This window comes from Planctobacterium marinum (assembly GCF_036322805.1).
Taxonomy (GTDB): domain Bacteria; phylum Pseudomonadota; class Gammaproteobacteria; order Enterobacterales; family Alteromonadaceae; genus Planctobacterium; species Planctobacterium marinum_A.
The window spans coordinates 4,036,090-4,055,442 of the sequence record NZ_AP027272.1 but is presented as its reverse complement, the minus strand read 5'-3'; the positions used below and the strand labels follow the sequence as shown (position 1 = coordinate 4,055,442).

Sequence of the window (19,353 nt, the reverse complement as noted above, 5' to 3'; positions counted from 1 at the left end):
AATGGCAAAAGAAAAGTTTGAACGTACGAAACCGCACGTAAACGTAGGTACAATCGGCCACGTTGACCACGGTAAAACAACTCTGACTGCAGCGATCACTACTGTATTAGCAAAAACTTACGGTGGTTCTGCACAGGCTTTCGATCAAATCGATAACGCTCCAGAAGAGCGCGAGCGTGGTATCACAATCGCAACTTCACACGTTGAGTACGATACTCCTACTCGTCACTACGCACACGTAGACTGTCCTGGACACGCTGACTATGTTAAAAACATGATCACTGGTGCGGCACAGATGGACGGTGCTATTTTGGTTGTAGCAGCGACTGACGGCCCTATGCCTCAGACTCGTGAGCACATCCTGTTAGGTCGTCAGGTTGGCGTACCTTACATCATCGTATTCATGAACAAGTGTGACATGGTTGACGATGAAGAGCTGTTAGAGCTTGTAGAAATGGAAGTACGTGAACTTCTGACTGAATATGAATTCCCTGGTGACGACTTGCCAGTGATTCAAGGTTCTGCTCTTAAGGCGCTTGAAGGCGACGCAGAGTGGGAAAAGAAAGTTATCGAACTAGGTGAAGCACTGGATTCTTACATCCCAGAGCCAGAGCGTGCTATCGACAAGCCGTTCATCCTGCCTATCGAAGACGTATTCTCAATCTCAGGCCGTGGTACAGTAGTAACTGGTCGTGTTGAGCAAGGTATCGTTAAAGTTGGTGAAGAAGTAGAAATCGTAGGTATCAAAGAGACTACAACTACTACTTGTACTGGTGTTGAGATGTTCCGTAAGTTGCTTGACGAAGGTCGTGCCGGTGAGAACGTTGGTGTTCTTCTTCGTGGTACTAAGCGTGACGAAGTAGAGCGTGGTCAAGTATTGGCTAAGCCTGGTTCAATCAACCCACACACTAAGTTCGAAGCAGAAGTATACGTACTGAGCAAAGACGAAGGTGGCCGTCATACTCCTTTCTTCAAAGGTTACCGTCCACAGTTCTACTTCCGTACAACTGACGTAACAGGTGCTGTAGAGCTTCCAGAAGGCGTAGAAATGGTAATGCCTGGTGACAACCTTAAGTTCGTAGTAGAACTGATTGCGCCAATCGCGATGGACGAAGGTCTGCGCTTCGCAATCCGTGAAGGTGGAAGAACTGTTGGTGCGGGCGTAGTTTCCAAGATCATCGATTAATTTCGACGATTGCACTTAAAGAAAGAAGGCGCTCTGTGAGCGCCTTTTTTGATTGTGCGCCCGCCAAAACAGTTCTGGAGCCTTCACGGAGTGACAAATTTGTCGGGAACAAATTTGAACGCGCTTTAGCGCGGCCCCGAAGGGGCGAAGGGCAGGGACAGCCCGGAGTAACGTGGTCGTACAGGTCGAAAACTGCTCCTGCGTTTTCGACACTTCCGCCATCCATGGCGGTCGTAGGTGCTGGTGTTGTATCTAAAATCATCGACTAATATCGATGGTTAACACCACACGTTAAAAAAGGTCGCGCAAGCGGCCTTTTTTGTGCGAGAACGTAATCTTGAAATTATTGACAAAAATGTCGGGAGCATTTTTGAACGTGCTTTAGCACGGCCCCGAAGGGGCGAGGGCAGGGATAGCCCGAGTACTAATAATTTTTAAACGAAGCATACAAAAAAGCCGCTTTTAGCGGCTTTTTTTGTATCTGGCGCCAGCTGTACGACCACAGGTGGGTGAGACGCGCCCGGAAATTGCGATAAAAATGTCTGGAATATTTTTAAACATCCGAAGAATGGCCCGGAGGGCGAAGGACAGGAGTCCGGAGTAATACCTGGAGCAATTTCAGCGTCGAACGCGAGGCAAGTGGACGCCGAGCTGGAAGCCCTTACCATGGATGGTTTAAACCTGTGAGTGTGCCAGACCGATGCTTTTGATTACACCAAGGACGAGTTCACCTTACTGCAAAAATAGCTCTAAGGTTAACACCACACGTTAAAAAAGGTCGCGCTAGCGGCCTTTTTTGTACCTGTAGGTCGAGATTTATCTCGACAACGATATGTAAATCAACACTTTATTTCTAATTGAACATATTTTGTCGGTGTGCCGACGGCACCTTAAGGGGAGCGGCTGCGCCCCCCTTAAGAATCCCCCGCAGCCCTTGGCCGCGCAACAGCATAAACTTCGCCATCAGCACAACGACGACCATCAATGACAGCACGTCCCTGTGCTGGCATTGATTGAGGTATCTTCCCTGATACCTCTCATCGTTGCTTAATCTGATAGCTCAGTTTATTGCGCGTCAAAGGGAAAACTGTTCGGACTTCGAATCAATTGCCAGAGTAATTTTAACTCTGCGCTGTTTATTGATTTGCTACGGACGTGGTGGGCCAGTTTCAAGGTTTTCGTTAAAGTCAAATAACTCAAATGTGTAGTTCCCTGAACAGGAGTTATTCCATTTTTTTAACCACCTGTCTCTCTCTCCTATATAATTACGATTAAATCTTGTTGATGCGCCTCTTCCTATACTTTCAATAGGGATAGGTTTAAACATTTGCTTTACTGATAGAATTGATTTCGTTGCCACTAAACTTGTTTGCAATTTATCATCTATAAAAACTTGATAATCCCCAATTGTTCCTAGAGTCGCGACACAATATATAGGCTTCTTATTTTGAGCAAAGGAGACCTCATAGGGTATATACTGCCTTTGTATAAGGTCTTCTTTTGGGTTAATGTCTGTCCAGATAAAGGAAATACTAAAAAGAATCGTAAAAACTGAAACCTGTAAATAGATAAACAATCTAATACTCGATTTATTTTTAGATTCAGCTTCCGAAATTAGTTTTCCGACAAATATCAATATAACAATTGAAACAACAATAGAGCTGATAAATGCTAAGACCGCATTAGTGGATTGAATAGCAAATCTGAATGCTGTTTCTGTCTCAGCATACTTTGAGTAATCAATGTCAAATGCTCCGAAGTAAATCGAAGCAGATAAATGCCCAATTACAAACATCAAAATGGCGAATAAAGTTGAGAGAAGAGCAATGGCTTCCAGTATTTTCGTTGTATTGAACTTTCTATTTTGAGACTCTATAGCTTGGTTCATTTACACTCGCTCAATATCAGTGAAAAAGAGTTTGTCTCTTCCTTGGCTCCTCATCAACTTCAATCCCGCCCCTTCACAAACTTCATCCAAAAACAAATCTCGCCTATGAGACTTACCTCGTTTGTGGGTTTTGTCGTCTAGTTCGATTGCACATTTCACTTCCAAGGATTTGGGATCGCAGAGGATAAAATCGAAGTGTTTCATGGCGATACGGTTAAAAGCGGTTTGCCAGTGAGAACGGTTAAGGCCTCTTTCTGGCCTTAGTACATCTGCGACTCTGACTTTGCCAAAGATGAGATATTCGTCACCTACACTGGCTTTAAGGTTTTTGTAAAACTCAACTTCGGCTGGGGTAAACAGGTGCTCAGTTTGACGGTAATTGAATTGCGGTTTGCTTTGTCGGGAAATAGTTTTGAGTAATCCCACCACCGAGAACAATACAAATAGACTTAAAAACAGTGGCGTTAATTGGTTAAGCGCTTCCATGGCGTGGGATCAAAAAATACTCATAAAATCTACCATGTCACACTTTTATATAAGTGAAAAGAAAAAAACATTTAGAGGTGAAATGGTGCCTTTACGTTGTTTAGCAGATTTAGGGCGTTGTCATGCTCAACTCTGTCACATCCGATACCCCATCTCCAGATGACCGCACTGTCTTTCATTGTCTCTTAGCCAACAAATCCACATTCGCTCTGCTTCGGAAGATAGCATCAGGCGGAAGCCATCGAAGGTGTTTTGATTAATATCCACGGTTTCGTAGGATTGAATAACGTCGTTGATTTGCAATAGGTCTGTAGCTTTGGCGGTGACGCTGGTGACTTTGGCGCCTTGTGGATGTGGAGTGATGGTTAAGCCACTGCGATCTGGTAGGTTTTTAACATGATGGCGTTGGTTTTCCTGGTAGTACAAGGTGTCTCTCTGGACATCAATAATGAGGTTAAACCGAGAAAGTACGGCGTTACCCACTTTGCCGATGGGGTGAACGTTTGAAATCTGCTTATCTGGTACATCATTTAGCGGCGTGTTGATCAGCGGCCAGATAATGGCATGGGCGCCCAGGTAGGTTCGGTCCAGTGGATACACTTCAAATTCCTGATGCCCATCCACATCTAAATAAGGGGTGATGTAGGAATAAAGCGGCGTTAACGCCTCTCCCAATTCTTCTTTGCTAAACAGAAAATCTTGATTGAAGCCGGTATCTAAAGCGAACTCAAAATATTGTGATTGTTTACCCAGAGTCAGGGGCATTTCGATAATCCATTGTTGCCCTTTAGTTTTTAACGGCATGGTTGACCAATGTTCATTCGCTGACTTGATGCCCTTATCAAACAGTCGAGGTGGGTGCAGGGTGATACGCTGTGTATCGTAGTTAATTTCCAGAATTTTGTGTTTAAACAAATCCTGCCCTACGATCCCAGCAATATAACTGTGATAGTTGTTATGTGGGTGCTTACTATCGGTTTTATGCAAAGGAATTGGTAGGTTGCCAATCGCAACGGAATCCACTTCAGCTTCTGTGGCTTGACTGTGTTCGCTTGTGAGCAGGTGAGTATGTTGCGCACTGGTATCTAATACAAACTCCATGGATTTGCCGTTAACTTTTACTGGCAGAAGAATATGGTTGTTGAGTAAACGAAAAGGGATGTCGTTGGACTTTTGCTTGCTGAATAGCGCACAGCCATTCAATAGCAAAAGTAGCAGGGAAATAGTAAAAATCGCTCTCATTCAGCTTCTGTTCTCTTTCAGGTGTTGTTTTTATTGTTACCGGTAAGAACGGGCTAATGTAGCAAAAGGGGTTAAGTGAGGTGAAAATATTTTCTGTTGGAGCTAAAAAATAGTCGTAAAAAAAGAGTGGTAAAAAAGGAGCCAGAGTATTTGAAAGAATTTTTTGCACACAATTTCAAACACCCTGCCCCCTTAATAACTGCCTTAACTAACTAGTTCATCGCCTTATCCAAAATCGCCATTATCTTTTCTGCGACGACTTTGCTGGATTGATAGTTGGTGCCCGTTACGATGCGTCCGTCCACCTCAACATACGCTTCGTGACGTCCTCCGTACAAAAACTCTCCACCGCGCTGTTCAATAAGTTGTTCGATAGAGAAAGGAAAGTGCGAATAATAGCTGGCTCTGATGCGTTCATATTCGTCAGGATAACCGCTGATGCGTTTTCCTTTAACCAGGTAACTACCATCATCTAGTTTCAAATTTACAATCCCTGCGGTGCCATGACACACCGAAGAAACAATACCCTTGTGCTTTTGGTAAATGGCCATTGATATATCCTGCAAGGTTTGATTCTCTGCCACCTCATATATGGCATTTCCTCCACCGACATAATGCACAGCAGCATAGTCTTCGGGGTTTATATCTTGTGGGTGTTTGGTGTTGGCCAGAGCAAACATAAAATCTTGGTCATAAATATATTGTCTGTGTAGAGGATTGGAAGTATTAATGTAGGCAAGGGGTATTGAACCGCCTTGAGTACTCACAAAGTCTACGTTGTAACCGCCTTGTTCAAACGTATGGTAAGCGTTTACTAACTCAGAAAAACTAACACCCGTGGCGAGGTCTGAATCCCCGTGAAATTGAGCGCTGGATACAATAAACAAAATGCGTTTGCCGTTGCGTTTTTCCTCAGTTCGGGTGGCGGCTTTACTGATGATTTGCCATCTATCATCGAGTTTTTTGAGCAAAAAAATATCGATGAGGCGTAAGTTGCGTTCCGGATAGAGGATCTCAGCCTTGGCCGTAGCGATATTGCCCACAATATCAATGGCCAAAATCTCCCCAATGCGTCCATTGTATTGGCCTTCAATCTGGCCCTCGAACCAACTGATGTATTCAGCAGCAGGTACTATCCAATTGGGATCGTCTTTCTTTTGCAGGTTTAGAATCGCTGTATCGCTAAACGCTTGTTTGATCACGTCTGGCTGATTATAGGATGTGCCCTGAAAATACAGGTTGAGGGTTTCAATGATGGCGGCTTGTTCCTGATCTTTGGTCTTGGCCGAAGCAAATTGAATTTGCCAACTGCACAGCACCAAAATACTGAGCCGCAGCATCGAGAATAATGATTTGATGGTCATAAAACACCTTTGCAAGTCTTATCGTAAAGTTGCAGCGATGCTATTGAATGCGGAAGTGTTTATCTCCTGGGGTTATAAAACCGTATTACTGAATTATAAATCCATAAAAAACTGAAGTAACTGGGTAGCTGAATACCTTTCAGTAAGGTCTTTGTGTATGAAGTTTAATCCTCCATTTTAAAGATAGAATCAGCTTCAGGTAAATTGCTGACGATAACGCGCTGGCGTGGTGTTCTCCAGCCGCTTAAAGGCATTGTAAAAGGTAGATTGGGAGTTAAACCCCGAGCGCTCTGCAATCAGTTCCAAGCTCAGTTGCGGAGTTTCACCTAACAAGCGCTTGGCTTCTTCAATGCGATATCGGTTAACAAACTGATTGAATGAACTATTGAGGTTGTCGTTCAGCAGCTGCGATAACTGCGGAACATTTACGCCCGTCAGTTTAGCGAGTTGTGGCAGAGTCAAATTGGCATCAGTGAAACGTTTTTCTGATTCCATTTGATGTTTTAGTTTTTCAATCAAGGCTCGCGCCTGTTGCTCATCAATTCTTTTGTTTTGATAACGTGTCTCTTGTTTTTTGCTTCGCTCATAGAGCAGCAGTAAAACGGTCAAATAAAGTAAAAATGAAAAGGACAACGCACCGACAATATAACTGGTATAGCTGGAGGTAAAATAGGCCAGCCATACGGCAAATGTTCCGAGCCATGCCGTTGCTTGAATATTGGTTTCTGCATCCAATGGTGTTTTGAGACTCTGTTTAAAGCGTGCTTTGATGGCGGGTATGGCCATAGGTAAGCTCAGTAATAAGTAACCCAGCCAAATGTAGTTGATACCGCGGTACATTAAACCGTTGATATCCGGTGTGTTCTCCTGAAATGGGAAATAAATGGCTGCTAGTACCACAATGCCTGAAAGAGTTACGAGGTGCCATTGCCAGGCGTGCTGTTTGCTTTTACTTGCGTCACGGTGGGCGCGAAAATAGAAATACAGAGCCGGACCAATTAAAAAACAAGCGGATAACCCAATCTGGCGATAGATGTAATCAAGCTCTGTTGAAAAAAACAAAAATACCGATTTACCAATGCGCACGCTGATCATAAAAATCAGCATCGCTAAAAAGCGGTTAGCCAACGTCGCTGGTTTACGCGTGAATAACCAGATTGCTAACAGTAAACCGTTAAACGCACCCAGCAGGCTAAAGAAAAATAACAGTTGAGAAGACATTGCTAAATTATTTTCCTGTAATACATTCCAACTCATTTTCCAGAGTTACATTCCGATACAAGTATTAGAGAAAGGTGAAGGTAGATATTATGCTGAAAAAACTTTTCATTGAACATCCTGATAGTGTAAATGAATCTTATGGCGAACATTTTCTGGTGGCCATGGGTTTTGCTATAAAGTTATTCATCGCATCGATTGTTTGCCTGGTACATGGATTGATTCCAGGTTTATTTGTAAAAACTGCCAGCAACTTAATGCGCGAGTTGTATTCTTCAATGGTGGTAAACCGGGCCAGAAACAATTCTCTGAGGGATAAAAAAGAGCAAGATGTTATTGAATATATGATTTGATGGGTAGACGCTATTGCAAGATCAGAGAGCCGGAAAGTGAATTCAAGCCCGCTGACCTTTTGATGTCGAGCGTTTTAACAGCAATAAGGGCTGATTACTCCCAGGCGGCAGTCCAGCCCCAGCCGCCAAAGGTTTCTGATACCGCTATAACCAGATCATTTTTTCCCTCTTGCAATGACAAACCAACAGCATCATTTAAGCCGATGGTGCCCAAAAAGCGGTAGTCACGCTGTTTCCAACCGGCATTTCCGGCAAATACCAGTTTGCCATTTAAAAATATCTGTACCCGGTCGGAATAGCCAAAGCGCAGTTTTCTCATTTCTGCTTTGTCTGTCTCAATACTTTCGTGAATGAGTACGGTATTGGCTTTATCCGCGATACCACTCAGTTTTGCCAGGTTGGCTATCCCGTTGCTTTCGACTTCGAGAGATTGCCAGCTGAGTTTATCGATGTCTAAATCCAGCCAGTGATTATGACCAACTGTATCTTCAGGCACTGGCTCACTGACTTTAAAGCTGCGTATTAACCCATCTGCCAGGGCTGGCGTTTCTTTGGCCGTACCTACTATCTTGTCATCAGGGGTTAGCGCTCTTACCTGTAAGTTACTAAAGTATACCGGCGTTTTTTCGATACTGAACATCCAAAGTCCCAGTCGGCCCGTTTTAATATCGGTCTTTAAATCTGGCACGTGCAGGGTGGGTTCATTGGAATTGACATAAATATCGGCTTTGTCGCCTTGTACCACTATTTTAACTTTATTCCAGTCGTTGTAGTCGTATTTAGCTGCGCTGATGGCGTTTTGATCAGAAAAGATCTGCCACGAAGAGATGCCGTTGACTACCGGCATATATTGCATGGCATCAGGCTTTTTATTGAGATGGGCGCGCAAATAGATGTTTTCAAAATGATTATCGCTCTCAGCCCGCATAATAAGGCCAAAGAAGGTGTGGGATTCATCCATCGCGGCGTCAAACTCAATCACACCGTCGGACAGGGTCATGTCACTAAACCAGTAACGCCCTCCAGTAATTTGTAGAGCCGGTCGGCCGCGATACTCCATTACAGTGGCATTTTCCGGGTTGCCCTCTAATTGATAGTTTTCAAACTCAATGGCCGAGCTTTGCACACTGGCGAAAAGTAACCCTACTGTGCATGTAAAATTAGCCGCTTTGCGAGCGTATGTGATGAGGTTTGGCATGACTCTGTCTCCTTTGGGTATATGCACTTTAAACAGGAGTCAGTGTTATGGATGGCTGTCAATTTCTTATCAAGATTCCACTGATAACAGCGCTCTGAATGTAAATTTATGTGTCTGCACCTTCCTTGATGGCAGTGCCGCAGGGCAAGGTTATGATGAAACTCGCGCCGCAAGGCTCAGCTGATTGATAGCGAATATCACCATGCATACGCAAAAGTAACCCTTTCACTATCGCCAACCCCAAGCCTGAACCTCCTGAGTTGCGATTCCTGGATTTTTCAGCGCGGTAAAAACGGTCAAAAATATGGGGTACGTCCGACTCATCAATGCCCGGCCCATTATCACAGAAAGTGATTACCACCTCGTTGCCTTGTTCTATCGCCGATACTTCTACATGTAATTGCTCGGGTTTAGCGCGACGGGCGTTTTCTAACAGGTTTAACATGATTTGGCGGAAACGCAGTTCATCGGTGCGCACGCTGACTGTGTGGGGGATATTAATGCTGATGGTGATTCCCTGACGTTTTTGGCTTAACAGACAGTCTTCCATCAAATCCAGCAGGGGAAAGCTGTTCAGGTTCAGGCAAATTTGACCAGAGTCGGTTTGAGCCAAATCTTGAAAATCACTGATAAGTTGCTGTAATAACATCACTTCATTGGCCACCGTATGATGAAACTCGTCATTGTCTGTGATTAATCTCAATTGCAGGGCCTCCAACTGCCCTTTGATATTGGTAACCGGAGTGCGTAATTCATGGGCGATGTCAGATACCAGTTGCTGTCTGAGTTTTTCTGTTTCGGTAAGGGCTTGTGTGGCCCTGTTAAAGGTATCTGTAAGCGCTGTTAATTCTGTGGTGTTGCCATGGTTGGCGAGTGGGCTGGGAATGTCACCGAGACGTAGACGCTCAGAAGCCTTGGTAATTACAGCGATGGGACGCATTATCCTGTTAATCGCCCACGCAGCAAATAAAGCAATTAGTATCAGTGTGAATCCAACCCAGATCCCGGATTGCTGCCAGATACGCCAGGCAAACTCGCTACCGGCTAGCATCAGCGGCTTGGCCTCAACACTCATGGCCCAACCTTCGATATCTCCTGATGTGTTTTTTAGCGGTAAGGATTCTGCGACAGCCAGGTCGTAAGCCATAACTTCGTCGCTATCAGAGAATAACCGTACAACGCCCGAGCCATGAAATACCACCTGAGCAAAATTGAAGCGCGGTTTACTGGCACAATGTACCGTTTGATTGTTATCGGTGAGCACCACATCTATGGTGAGCAAGTTAGCATCCAGTTTGTCCAGCACCTGACAGGCTCCTCGCATGCCACTCTCTTCATATTGTGCTAATAACTGCGCTTGAATGACACTGGGGTTTTGCTCTGCCAATGCTTGCCAATTGGTACGTTGGACATCAAAGTTGCTGCGCGTTGCCTGGTGAATAATAACCGCCACAATAATGATGCCAGTTATCGCGGTCAGTAGCATCAAAGAAACCATGCGGAATGTTAAACTTCGGGTAAATTGCAGCCTTGTCATGTGCTTCTCAGTTAGTTTGGTTAGTCGTTTGGGACTCGCCATTTTTTATCGCATTAGTTTCCGGCTTTACATCTTCAAGTCGATAACCAATTCCCATTTCGGAATGCAAGTATCGAGGCTGGCCTTTGGGCTCTTTAAGCTTTTTGCGCAAACTCCATATGTGAGTATCGATAGTGCGTTCAAACCCTTCGTATTGCTCTCCCAGTGCTTGGTTAATTAACTGCTCTCGCGTGAACACTCTGCCAACCTGCTGAATCATGCTGTACAAAATGCTGTACTCGCTTTTGGTGAGTTTGAGCTCTTCCTGATTCAGCCATACTTTACGCTGCTCTGGTGCCAACATTATGCTACCCAACTCGATAAGGGCTGGGGTACTTTCTAATGCTTTGGCGTTGCGTAAGCAGTTTTTGATTCGGGCTATTAACTCTTTAGCTCCAAAGGGCTTACAGACATAGTCGTTGGCCCCGCTTTCGAGGCCATTCACTATGTCATCTTCACTGGATTTGGCTGTTAGCATTACGATGGGAATGTCGCTGGTTTGTCTGATTTTCTGACAAACCGTTAAACCATCGATGCCTGGCATCATGATATCCAGCAGGATGAGCGCATAGGGTTTGCTGTGAAATTCAATAAGTGCCTCTGAACCATTGGCAACGCAGTTCACCTCGTAGCCTGCACCATTGAGGAAAATACTCAAGGTTTTTGCTGTGGTGTGGTTGTCTTCAACAACCAGGATGGGCTGTGAAAAAATGGTCACGGGAGTGCTATTCCTTTATACGGTGGTGGTTATAGCAATAGCATAGCATTGTCAGGAAGTTATCAAGAAAGATGTCAGAATTGATTAAGGAGAAGGGCTTGCCTGCTGCTCGAGTATGTTCTTTGGTGAGCGCAAACCATAACGCTGCTTTAGCTCAAGGATCTCATTGGGATGAGTTGCAATAAAGGCATCCAGTTGCTTCAAGAGCTCGGGGTGTTTATAGGTGGAAATGCTAAAGCCCACGATATCGTAAGGCAAGCCCGGATCCAGGGTTAGATTGGTTAATTGCGGATGAGTATCAATGAGGTGCATAGCTACGTGAAATTCGATATCCGCCCCCGAAACACGTTGTCTTTGAACCAGTTCCAACGCTTTTAAAGCATCCGCCACTTGCACTAAGCGCACCTCGTTCTGATCTATTCTTTGTTGCCATTTGATAGGTGTAAAACCAAATGGCACCACCAGAGACTTAAATTCCCTTAAGCCTTTACCTTTTTGCCGCGTATGCACAATAGTGCCACCTAAAACCTGAGTGATGGGCTGACTATAGAATTTGCTCAACTGGCGGTTAACAGGCTTTTTGCCCCAATTGGGATTATCGGGGTAGGCCAGGTCAACGACCCCTTGTTCCAGAGCAAGATGCAGGCGTTTGTTGGGTAAGGCAACAAAAACCAGCTCCAGATTGTATTGTTCGGCAAACAGTTTTAACAGCGATGAGAGATATCCGGGCTGCTCAGAATTCATAAAGTCATAATGAGGGTAATAGCCAATATTCTCTGAACCAATGACGTAAACTGGCTTTCTGCTATCCGCAGCGCCCGCCTGTTGGCATACCCCATGTAAAGGTGCATACAGTAACAAGGAGCAGAGAATTATGCACCATCGAATGTACAACAATGCGCGCCTTCGTTAACGATTGGAGTCGATAATAAGTATGGGTAATAAACAGGGGTAGAGCAAATACAGGCGGAAAGTGAATTGAGGAGTATACTACTAAAGTCTCAATTGACACAAATGTCACATGAGGTTATTTTTTGCTCATCTTTTGTTTTTCACACACTAGAAAATTCCATGCTGACGCCCATTCTAAAAATCTGGACTAAACATACTGCTGCCGTCTCTTTGAAAGTGAAGGCATTTTGCATTGTGCTTGTGCTTCAGTTTGTCGCGTTCTCAGGCTTGTTCTGGAGTCTTGAAGTAAGCACAGTCTCCGGGCTTTCAGACATTGTCGCAATTGAAGGGCATCTTGCTGCTCAAATCGACCTTGTTCTTTTGCAAGCTTTCTTGTTACCCGGGACTATTCTGATTTTTCTTTTGGCCCTGCTGGCAGTACTTGCAGGCTACTATTTACAAGCGCGGCTTAACATCATTATTCGCGGTACTGAGAGCGTATCACTTGCGGTGACCGAAGGGCGATTTAACGAAAATACCAGAATACCTGTTCAAGCGAATGATGAGTTAGGTGGTTTGAGTATCGCTTTCAATAAGCTCATTGATAATCTGGAGCTGGAATTTAGTCAAAAGGATCAATTCGAAGACATGCTGCAGAGCTTTAACCAGCAATTAGAAGCTAAGGTAAAAGAACGCACTGCACAGTTAGAACGCAAAAATCAGATATTAAACAAAACCAACAGTGAGTTACACGCAGCGCAAAGGCAGCTTTTACAGGCTGAAAAAATGGCTTCGGTAGGGCAGTTAGCTGCGGGGGTTGCACATGAGATCAACAACCCGGTGGGCTATGTGCTAAGCAATGTAAAAACCATGGAGGATTACATTCGCTCGTTGAAAAACGCTATCGACTCCAGTGCAGAGGCCCTAAAAACCTCCGCTTCTTTGGGGCCTGCATTTGAAAAAATCATGGCTGAAAACGATGTTGAGTTTATCTGTGGTGATATTGATTCGTTGTTAAATGAGTCCGAGCAAGGTTTACAGCGTGTACAAGAAATCGTCATGGGTTTGAAATCGTTTTCTCATGCCGACGCGGACGAGAAAAAACTAACAGACGTTAACGACTGTATTCGCAATACTCTGGCGATGGTGAACAACCAGCTTAAATATCACTGTAAGATCTATACCAATTTTTGTGAGGGGGCTGAGATAAGGTGCCATTCGGGCAGATTGGCGCAGGTTTTTACCAATCTTTTAGTTAATGCGGGTCAGGCGATTAAGAAAGAAGGGGTGATCAAGATTTACACCCGATTAGACGACGGTTTTTTGAAAGTATATGTAGCCGATAACGGTCCGGGTATTGCCCCTGAAAACCTGAAAAAGTTATTTGATCCCTTCTTTACCACCAAGGCTGAAGGTGAGGGTACCGGACTCGGGCTATCCATTTCCTATGGGATTATCAAAGATCACGGTGGCAGTATTGAAGTAAAAAGCGTACCTGGTAAAGGCACCTGTTTTATTGTCGCATTGCCACTGACTGCATAACGTGTTTATTCGCCCCGATGGTCCTTTCTGGCAGCCACTTTAGTCAATTGTTTTTGTGCTGCTCCGCGCATGTGGGCTTCCCGCACTTCGGTGACCTTGCCAGTGGTTTTACTGAAATGCTTCGCCGCAGTGACTTTACTGGAATCTGCTGCCAGGTGTAATTCAGTCACGCTGCCGGAGCGATGGCGCATGGTCATGCCGTCAGTTTCACCATGTTTGGTTTTGAGTATCACTTCTTTGGTTTTAGCTGCTCTGAGATCGCGGCTTCCTCCAGCTGTCGCTACCGCCATAAAATCTTGGGCTTTTACACGCTCGCCGCGTTTCATGGATTTTTCAACACGACGGAAGTCTTCACCACCACGTACCATGGCTGGCGGTGGTGGCAATCTGCTTGCCGATGCCGGTGGGGATACCGCAGGACGAGAAGGAGATACAGCGGCAGGAGAAGGTCTGGATGCCTCGGCCGCAGTTGATTGCCTTTTCGCCGCCATAACCGATTCTGCTGAAGGCGGTGACATTACAGCAGTGCTTCTGCTGCGGGTGGCGACTTCTGGCTGTTGTAGTCTTGAACTGGCCATTTGCGGTGGTGCAGCAGGGGGGGGTTTTTACGGCCAAAAAAGCTCTTAATTTTACCAAACATATTGCACCATCCGGTCACATGAAAATGTGTGTATCTATTTCAATAAACTAGCAGACTAAATGGTGCAGTACAATATTTCGCCTTATCCAGCCAAGGAAGCCACTAACAGCCCTAATGGTGTGCCGACGATGTAACCCGCAACGCCAGCCAGAATTCCCGGTGTAGCCAAAGCTGGCCAACCTCTGGCCATCGCCAATGCTGGCGCTGTTGTAGCACCTAGAATTGAGGCGTTAGAGGCAATAATAAGCTCAGGTAAAGATAATCTGAATAGATTATCCTCTTTACCACTCAACTTCTTGCTTAGATGAGAGATCAGGGCACCGAGGCCGAATACGATAACGGCATGGATCAATAGCAGTATCACTACAAACGCTAGCAGAATGGGAGCAACGCTCACCAGTTTGGCGACATCTGCACCTGCTGCAATGGCAGCAAAAAATACGAACGCCAATACAATACCGATGGTTTCACCACCTTGTAACTTGTGCATCGCCTGCGGTGCGATGGTGGCTGGCAGGATAGAAAATAAGGTGATAAACACATAGCGCAAACGACTGATTTCATAGTCTGGCAACCAACTTTCCAATAACATTACTGTAGCGTCGGAAAGCGCTACGACAGCCAGTGCGAATGTGAGTGCGGCGGCGAGACTAAAACCTGTAACCTGTTGGCTACTTTGTGCGTAAGGTTGAGTTTCTTCTAACTCGTGATTGCGCACCGCATATTTAGACATTAACCATTTTGAGGCTGGCATAATAGCCAGAACCGCTAAAAACAGCGCACTCATCAGATTATCTACAGCGGTGGCGGCAGAGATGATATTGGCGTCATCGAACCCTGTAGATTGGATAACCGCGGCGTAATTTACTGAGCCACCCGTATATGTGGCGGTAAAAATCCCAGCAAGGTCAGCTTCTCGCGCACCCAAGTCCAGCAGGCTAATACCAACAATAGCTCCAGCTGCGGAACCAATACAGGCCAGAATAAAGCCAATTCCCACACGACCACTTTCCATTATGATGCGCTTAACATTGGCATTGATCAGAAATAGTGGAATTAAAGCCGGCACCAAATAGCGAAATACGAAACTATAGGCATCGGCACTTTTGGGGATGATGTTCAGATTTGATGCGATAATAGCGGCAAGGATTGCCCAAACAGTACCGGTTACTAGTTTGCCCCAGTTCTGTTTTTCTGCCCAAAATCCAAAAAAGGCGATAGCGAAGAGAGCGGCCATGACAGCAAAATGCTGATCTGCGGGTATTAAGCTTGTGTCCATGTTATTTTTATTCTAAAACAGCGATGGAACTATTAAGCCATTTCATCACTGTATTTACCAGTTAAGCGCAATATTTATTGGAAATAACTCATGTCCGAACAAAAGCTAGATTCGACAGCGTCAGTCTCTAACGACAGACCTGTTGCGGTGCAAGTTGAAAAAGGCAAAACTTACTTCTGGTGTTCTTGTGGTAAAACCCAATCTGTGCCGTTTTGCGATGGTTCTCATCAAGGCACTCGCTATCAACCGTTAAAATATACCGCGACAGAAGACAAGACCGAACATTTTTGTGGTTGTTCTGGCACGGGTAATAAACCTTTTTGTGATGGCACTCATCAGTTTAAGTTTGGTGGTGGGCGGGATGAGTATTACAGCCGTTACGATTAGTGTCCACGCGATAGCACTGCCTGTTAAATAAAGTGACTTGCAATAAGTCGATTAAAATCTATACTCCGCGTTCATTTTAACTGCACTCCATTGAAAGCTATTGGGATATGAGCTAATGAGCCGGAAACTGTTTCACCATCTTATTTTTGTTGTAGCCACATTGAGTACGGCGACAAGTTTTGCCGCTGAACTGGACTTTGACGGCGACGGAAAAGCCGATATTGTCGTTAGACGCCAGGCTAGCTTTATGCAATATATTCAGAATAGTAGCGACCAAACTATTCAGCGTATTAAGTTCGGCCAGCATGAAAATGACATTCCGGTAAGTGGTGATTTTGATGGTGATGGTACCGCTGATGTGGCCGTAAGAAGACCGTCAAATCAAATGTGGTACATCCTCAATAGCTCAAATGGAGAAATACAGCGCGTAAACTTCGGCAAAAAGGCTGAGGACATTCCCGTTCCAGCAGACTATGATGGAGATGGTATTACTGATATTGCGGTCAGAAGACCTTCAAATCAGATGTGGTATGTCCTGAATAGTTCAAACGGAGAGATTCAGCGCTTCAATTTCGGCAAACAGGCGGAAGATATTCCCGTACCGGCTGACTACGATGGCGATGGCAAAGCTGATATTGCGGTCAGAAGACCTTCAAATCAGATGTGGTATATCCTGAATAGCTCAGATGGTGAGATTCAGCGTATCAATTTCGGTAAGCAAGCTGAAGATATTCCGGTACCAGCCGATTACGATGGTGATGGCAAAGCCGATGTGGCGGTGCGTCGTCCTTCTAATCAATATTGGTACGTACTGAACAGTAGCGATGCAAGTATCGGCCGCTATCATTTTGGCAAACAATCGGAGGATACTCCTATTGTGGCCGATTACGACGGTGACGGAAAGGCTGATATTGCGGTAAGAAGAGCTTCCAATCAATATCAGTACATATTGCGTAGCTCTGATGGTGAAATAGAACGCCATCATTTCGGTAAGCAAAGCACTGATGTGCCGCTTGCAGCGCCAATCAGTACCCGCATGGAAATGGTCAGTGTTGCTGAAATCGAAAACCTAAACCCGGTTATTCAGGTTACAAAGGAACACAACGTTTATTCGGGCTCAATTATCTTGTTCGAAGCAGAAGCAACCGATCCTGAAGGCACCGAATTAAGTTACTTGTGGGAACAACTGTCAGGTACAGCCGTAAACCTTTTTGCACCAGAAGAAGCCCGGTTTACCTTGGTTATGCCAAGTGTCACGCAAGATGAATCTTTGCAGTTTTCGATTACGGTAACCGATGCTGATGGTGGCGTAACTCAGGAACAGGTGACAGTAAATTTAAAAGCTGACTCTAACAGTTTTTCAGTTGATATGGGGGACACGCTTGAGATTAATGAAGGGGAGAGCGCGCAATTAACACCAGATATCACCGACCCACAAAACAAATTTACCAGTGCACTTTGGTGGTCAATTTTAACCGACTATCTAGAGTTTGAGTCGGCAGAGTCTGTGAATACGCGGGTCACTGCGAAGCAGGTAGAACAAGATAGCTTTCTTTTTGCGTATCTCAGTTTGACAGATAGTAACGGCTTTACTTATACGTCCTTCAAATCTCTAATGATATTAGACTCGGGGGATCAGTCTGAAGATTGGGAAGTGAATGTAACCGCGCCTTCTGATATTGAGCTCTTTGAAGGAGACACAGCAGAACTTGTGGCCACAGCGGATGACCCTGATAACCAAATCAATCAGGTGAGCTGGACACAATTGTCTGGTGTTGAGCTAGAGCTATCAGCGACCGATCAGTACGGCATTACCATTACTGCCCCGGAAGTGGATGCCGACATTGATGCGATACTTCAAGTTGAGGTAACTGACATTGATGGTAACACCGCTTCCGATACCGTAAATGTCAGAGTGAAGAATTGGGCATCTGAGGTGGTATTTAACTTACAGTGCGTTGCTCCTGAGCCGCTGTCACTTGAAGTCAACATTAATGAATTTAGTTATACAACGGAATCCACAACGGATTTTTCTGCGCAAGGCATCGCGGACCAATTCCTTTACGCAGGTGATTTTAATGGTGACCAATTAACTGATTTGCTGGTGGGCGGTGAAGATAATAATTCGCTTGAACCATCCGCGTTAATTTTCCTGCAAAGCAATGGCGACGGCAGTTTTTCGGATGTAACCTCTGAGTTTCTGGAATCTGATGTAAGCATGTATGCGCCAAAAGCCGCCACAGCAGATTTTAATGGTGATGGTCAGGTAGACTTTGTCATCATGGATGGCGGTAACCTTGATAGAGGGCAAGCTCCTTCCGGAGGTTACTATGGTGAGCCACCTGTTGTGCTGATGAGTAACGAAGCTGGAGCATACAGTGTCACCACGCAACTGGCTGAGAGTTACCTAGACTCAACAGGGAACGATCACATTCATAGCAAAGGCGTTACCTGGGGAGATATCGACGGTGATGGCGATATTGATATTTTTGTTGAAAGTGGTGGTGGTTACGACAATATTGTAGGGCATTTTTTGCTGAACGACGGCAGTGGCAACTTTACTGTAGATCATGACAATCGTATCCCCACCGATATTTTGCATGGTGGTGAGACCTATCAATACTACTGGCGTTACATTTATCATAAATTAGAAGACATGAATGGCGATGGTTTCCCGGATTTAGTGATGGGACGACTGAAACGTATAAATAACAATCAGGAATTCAATTTCAATAAGATTGCCTACAACGATGGAACTGGCTATTTCAAAGCGCACAATGTACACAACCTTCCCGGAGTAGATTGGAATGATGATTATACCTACGTGAAGTCATTAATCGTTGGCGACTTAAATGGCGATGGGGCAAAAGATCTGGTGTTAGCTCATGAGCGAGGCAATACTGATGCGGACCCTTCTGCAGGTAATACTGGCAGATATTTACAGGCGCTGATTAGTGACTGCAATGGTGAGTTTATTGATGAAACCGATAACTATTTCGCTGATCAGTCTTTAACAACAGAAATATACTCATTTTATGGCCGTAATCTCAATATGCCTTTACCGATGATTTTTGCGGATATGAACAATGACGGTCTGGAAGATTTGATAATGGCCGGCTCAGCCTATATTGATGAAAACTCGCCTTACCTTTATATCAGAAAGGCCGACAGAACTTTTGAAATACAGGACCCTACTCTGTTACAACCACAAAGATACTGGGGCGAAAAGGCTTATCCAATAGATTTGAACGGCGATGGCTTGCTGGATATGGTGCATTCTGATTACACTCCTGGCCCGGACGGAGTCTATGGCACCGGCGACGAACACTCTAAGTTAATCACGACAACTGTTCAAAGTGCTCAATAGCATGAGGGGGTCAGGTAT

Annotated in this window: 17 protein-coding genes; 6 read left to right on the top strand and 11 right to left on the bottom strand. The window is 44.9% G+C overall.

Annotation, left to right across the window (positions count from 1 at the left end):
• Position 1 precedes the first annotated feature (1 nt).
• Positions 2-1,186 carry an elongation factor Tu gene (gene tuf / locus AABA75_RS17965; protein WP_338294113.1) on the top strand — a complete coding sequence of 395 codons (1,185 nt, stop codon included), beginning with the start codon at positions 2-4 and terminating at the stop codon, positions 1,184-1,186.
• A gap of 1,147 nt (positions 1,187-2,333) precedes the next feature.
• On the opposite strand, the gene AABA75_RS17960 is transcribed toward tuf, so the two are convergent.
• The 5 genes from AABA75_RS17960 to AABA75_RS17940 all read right to left on the bottom strand — a co-directional run bounded on the left by AABA75_RS17960 (position 2,334) and on the right by AABA75_RS17940 (position 7,387).
• On the bottom strand, positions 2,334-3,074 hold the full coding sequence (locus AABA75_RS17960) for a hypothetical protein (RefSeq protein ID WP_338294112.1): 741 nt from the start codon (positions 3,072-3,074) through the stop codon (positions 2,334-2,336).
• Positions 3,075-3,560, bottom strand: a complete 486-nt coding sequence (locus tag AABA75_RS17955) for a DUF2726 domain-containing protein (protein WP_338294111.1) — start codon at positions 3,558-3,560, stop codon at positions 3,075-3,077. It lies immediately after the preceding gene.
• A 135-nt stretch (positions 3,561-3,695) separates the two neighbouring features.
• Positions 3,696-4,802 (bottom strand): hypothetical protein, encoded by a 1,107-nt coding sequence (locus tag AABA75_RS17950; RefSeq protein WP_338294110.1) that lies wholly within the window; start codon positions 4,800-4,802, stop codon positions 3,696-3,698.
• Between the two features lie 212 nt (positions 4,803-5,014).
• Positions 5,015-6,166 carry a nuclear transport factor 2 family protein gene (locus AABA75_RS17945; protein ID WP_338294109.1) on the bottom strand — a complete coding sequence of 384 codons (1,152 nt, stop codon included), beginning with the start codon at positions 6,164-6,166 and terminating at the stop codon, positions 5,015-5,017.
• A gap of 195 nt (positions 6,167-6,361) precedes the next feature.
• Positions 6,362-7,387 (bottom strand): helix-turn-helix domain-containing protein, encoded by a 1,026-nt coding sequence (locus tag AABA75_RS17940; protein ID WP_338294108.1) that lies wholly within the window; start codon positions 7,385-7,387, stop codon positions 6,362-6,364.
• An 89-nt stretch (positions 7,388-7,476) separates the two neighbouring features.
• Between AABA75_RS17940 and AABA75_RS17935 the strand changes: the two genes are divergently transcribed.
• The gene (locus AABA75_RS17935) at positions 7,477-7,737 is read left to right on the top strand and encodes a DUF6356 family protein (RefSeq protein ID WP_338294107.1); all 261 of its coding nucleotides are present in this window, start codon (positions 7,477-7,479) and stop codon (positions 7,735-7,737) included.
• Between the two features lie 94 nt (positions 7,738-7,831).
• Here AABA75_RS17935 and AABA75_RS17930 read toward each other — a convergent pair whose 3' ends face one another.
• The 4 genes from AABA75_RS17930 to AABA75_RS17915 form a co-directional block, all read right to left on the bottom strand.
• Positions 7,832-8,935: a hypothetical protein gene (locus tag AABA75_RS17930; protein ID WP_338294106.1), complete on the bottom strand. Its 1,104-nt coding sequence runs from the start codon at positions 8,933-8,935 to the stop codon at positions 7,832-7,834.
• 106 nt (positions 8,936-9,041) lie between these two features.
• Positions 9,042-10,472 (bottom strand): sensor histidine kinase, encoded by a 1,431-nt coding sequence (locus AABA75_RS17925; RefSeq protein WP_338294105.1) that lies wholly within the window; start codon positions 10,470-10,472, stop codon positions 9,042-9,044.
• Positions 10,473-10,479: 7 nt separating this feature from the next.
• Positions 10,480-11,229 carry a response regulator transcription factor gene (locus tag AABA75_RS17920; RefSeq protein ID WP_338294104.1) on the bottom strand — a complete coding sequence of 250 codons (750 nt, stop codon included), beginning with the start codon at positions 11,227-11,229 and terminating at the stop codon, positions 10,480-10,482.
• 84 nt (positions 11,230-11,313) lie between these two features.
• Complete coding sequence (locus AABA75_RS17915; RefSeq protein WP_338294103.1) at positions 11,314-12,123, bottom strand: transporter substrate-binding domain-containing protein; 810 nt, start codon at positions 12,121-12,123, stop codon at positions 11,314-11,316.
• Positions 12,124-12,300: 177 nt separating this feature from the next.
• Here AABA75_RS17915 and AABA75_RS17910 point away from each other — a divergent pair, with 177 nt between their 5' ends.
• Positions 12,301-13,662 carry an ATP-binding protein gene (locus AABA75_RS17910; protein ID WP_338294102.1) on the top strand — a complete coding sequence of 454 codons (1,362 nt, stop codon included), beginning with the start codon at positions 12,301-12,303 and terminating at the stop codon, positions 13,660-13,662.
• Positions 13,663-13,667: 5 nt separating this feature from the next.
• On the opposite strand, the gene AABA75_RS17905 is transcribed toward AABA75_RS17910, so the two are convergent.
• Entirely contained in the window at positions 13,668-14,048 is a 381-nt protein-coding gene (locus AABA75_RS17905; protein WP_338294101.1) for a hypothetical protein, read from the bottom strand.
• Here AABA75_RS17905 and AABA75_RS17900 point away from each other — a divergent pair.
• The gene (locus AABA75_RS17900) at positions 14,029-14,289 is read left to right on the top strand and encodes a hypothetical protein (RefSeq protein WP_338294100.1); all 261 of its coding nucleotides are present in this window, start codon (positions 14,029-14,031) and stop codon (positions 14,287-14,289) included. The two genes, AABA75_RS17905 and AABA75_RS17900, sit on opposite strands and share 20 nt — an antisense overlap.
• Before the next feature lie 95 nt (positions 14,290-14,384).
• Here AABA75_RS17900 and AABA75_RS17895 read toward each other — a convergent pair whose 3' ends face one another.
• Positions 14,385-15,581: a DUF819 domain-containing protein gene (locus AABA75_RS17895; protein ID WP_338294099.1), complete on the bottom strand. Its 1,197-nt coding sequence runs from the start codon at positions 15,579-15,581 to the stop codon at positions 14,385-14,387.
• A gap of 90 nt (positions 15,582-15,671) precedes the next feature.
• On the opposite strand from AABA75_RS17895, the gene AABA75_RS17890 reads away from it, so the two are divergent.
• Both AABA75_RS17890 and AABA75_RS17885 read left to right on the top strand, forming a co-directional pair.
• Positions 15,672-15,968 carry a CDGSH iron-sulfur domain-containing protein gene (locus tag AABA75_RS17890; protein ID WP_338294098.1) on the top strand — a complete coding sequence of 99 codons (297 nt, stop codon included), beginning with the start codon at positions 15,672-15,674 and terminating at the stop codon, positions 15,966-15,968.
• Positions 15,969-16,083: 115 nt separating this feature from the next.
• Entirely contained in the window at positions 16,084-19,335 is a 3,252-nt protein-coding gene (locus AABA75_RS17885; protein WP_338294097.1) for an FG-GAP repeat domain-containing protein, read from the top strand.
• The last annotated feature ends 18 nt before the right edge of the window (positions 19,336-19,353 follow it).

What these genes read in the sequence shown, in the direction of transcription:
- tuf (WP_338294113.1), top strand. Translation starts at nt 2, where the DNA reads ATGGCAAAAGAAAAGTTTGAACGTACGAAACCGCACGTAAACGTAGGT.
- AABA75_RS17960 (WP_338294112.1), bottom strand. Translation starts at nt 3,074, where the DNA reads ATGAACCAAGCTATAGAGTCTCAAAATAGAAAGTTCAATACAACGAAA.
- AABA75_RS17955 (WP_338294111.1), bottom strand. Translation starts at nt 3,560, where the DNA reads ATGGAAGCGCTTAACCAATTAACGCCACTGTTTTTAAGTCTATTTGTA.
- AABA75_RS17950 (WP_338294110.1), bottom strand. Translation starts at nt 4,802, where the DNA reads ATGAGAGCGATTTTTACTATTTCCCTGCTACTTTTGCTATTGAATGGC.
- AABA75_RS17945 (WP_338294109.1), bottom strand. Translation starts at nt 6,166, where the DNA reads ATGACCATCAAATCATTATTCTCGATGCTGCGGCTCAGTATTTTGGTG.
- AABA75_RS17940 (WP_338294108.1), bottom strand. Translation starts at nt 7,387, where the DNA reads ATGTCTTCTCAACTGTTATTTTTCTTTAGCCTGCTGGGTGCGTTTAAC.
- AABA75_RS17935 (WP_338294107.1), top strand. Translation starts at nt 7,477, where the DNA reads ATGCTGAAAAAACTTTTCATTGAACATCCTGATAGTGTAAATGAATCT.
- AABA75_RS17930 (WP_338294106.1), bottom strand. Translation starts at nt 8,935, where the DNA reads ATGCCAAACCTCATCACATACGCTCGCAAAGCGGCTAATTTTACATGC.
- AABA75_RS17925 (WP_338294105.1), bottom strand. Translation starts at nt 10,472, where the DNA reads ATGACAAGGCTGCAATTTACCCGAAGTTTAACATTCCGCATGGTTTCT.
- AABA75_RS17910 (WP_338294102.1), top strand. Translation starts at nt 12,301, where the DNA reads ATGCTGACGCCCATTCTAAAAATCTGGACTAAACATACTGCTGCCGTC.
- AABA75_RS17900 (WP_338294100.1), top strand. Translation starts at nt 14,029, where the DNA reads ATGGCTGGCGGTGGTGGCAATCTGCTTGCCGATGCCGGTGGGGATACC.
- AABA75_RS17895 (WP_338294099.1), bottom strand. Translation starts at nt 15,581, where the DNA reads ATGGACACAAGCTTAATACCCGCAGATCAGCATTTTGCTGTCATGGCC.
- AABA75_RS17890 (WP_338294098.1), top strand. Translation starts at nt 15,672, where the DNA reads ATGTCCGAACAAAAGCTAGATTCGACAGCGTCAGTCTCTAACGACAGA.
- AABA75_RS17885 (WP_338294097.1), top strand. Translation starts at nt 16,084, where the DNA reads ATGAGCCGGAAACTGTTTCACCATCTTATTTTTGTTGTAGCCACATTG.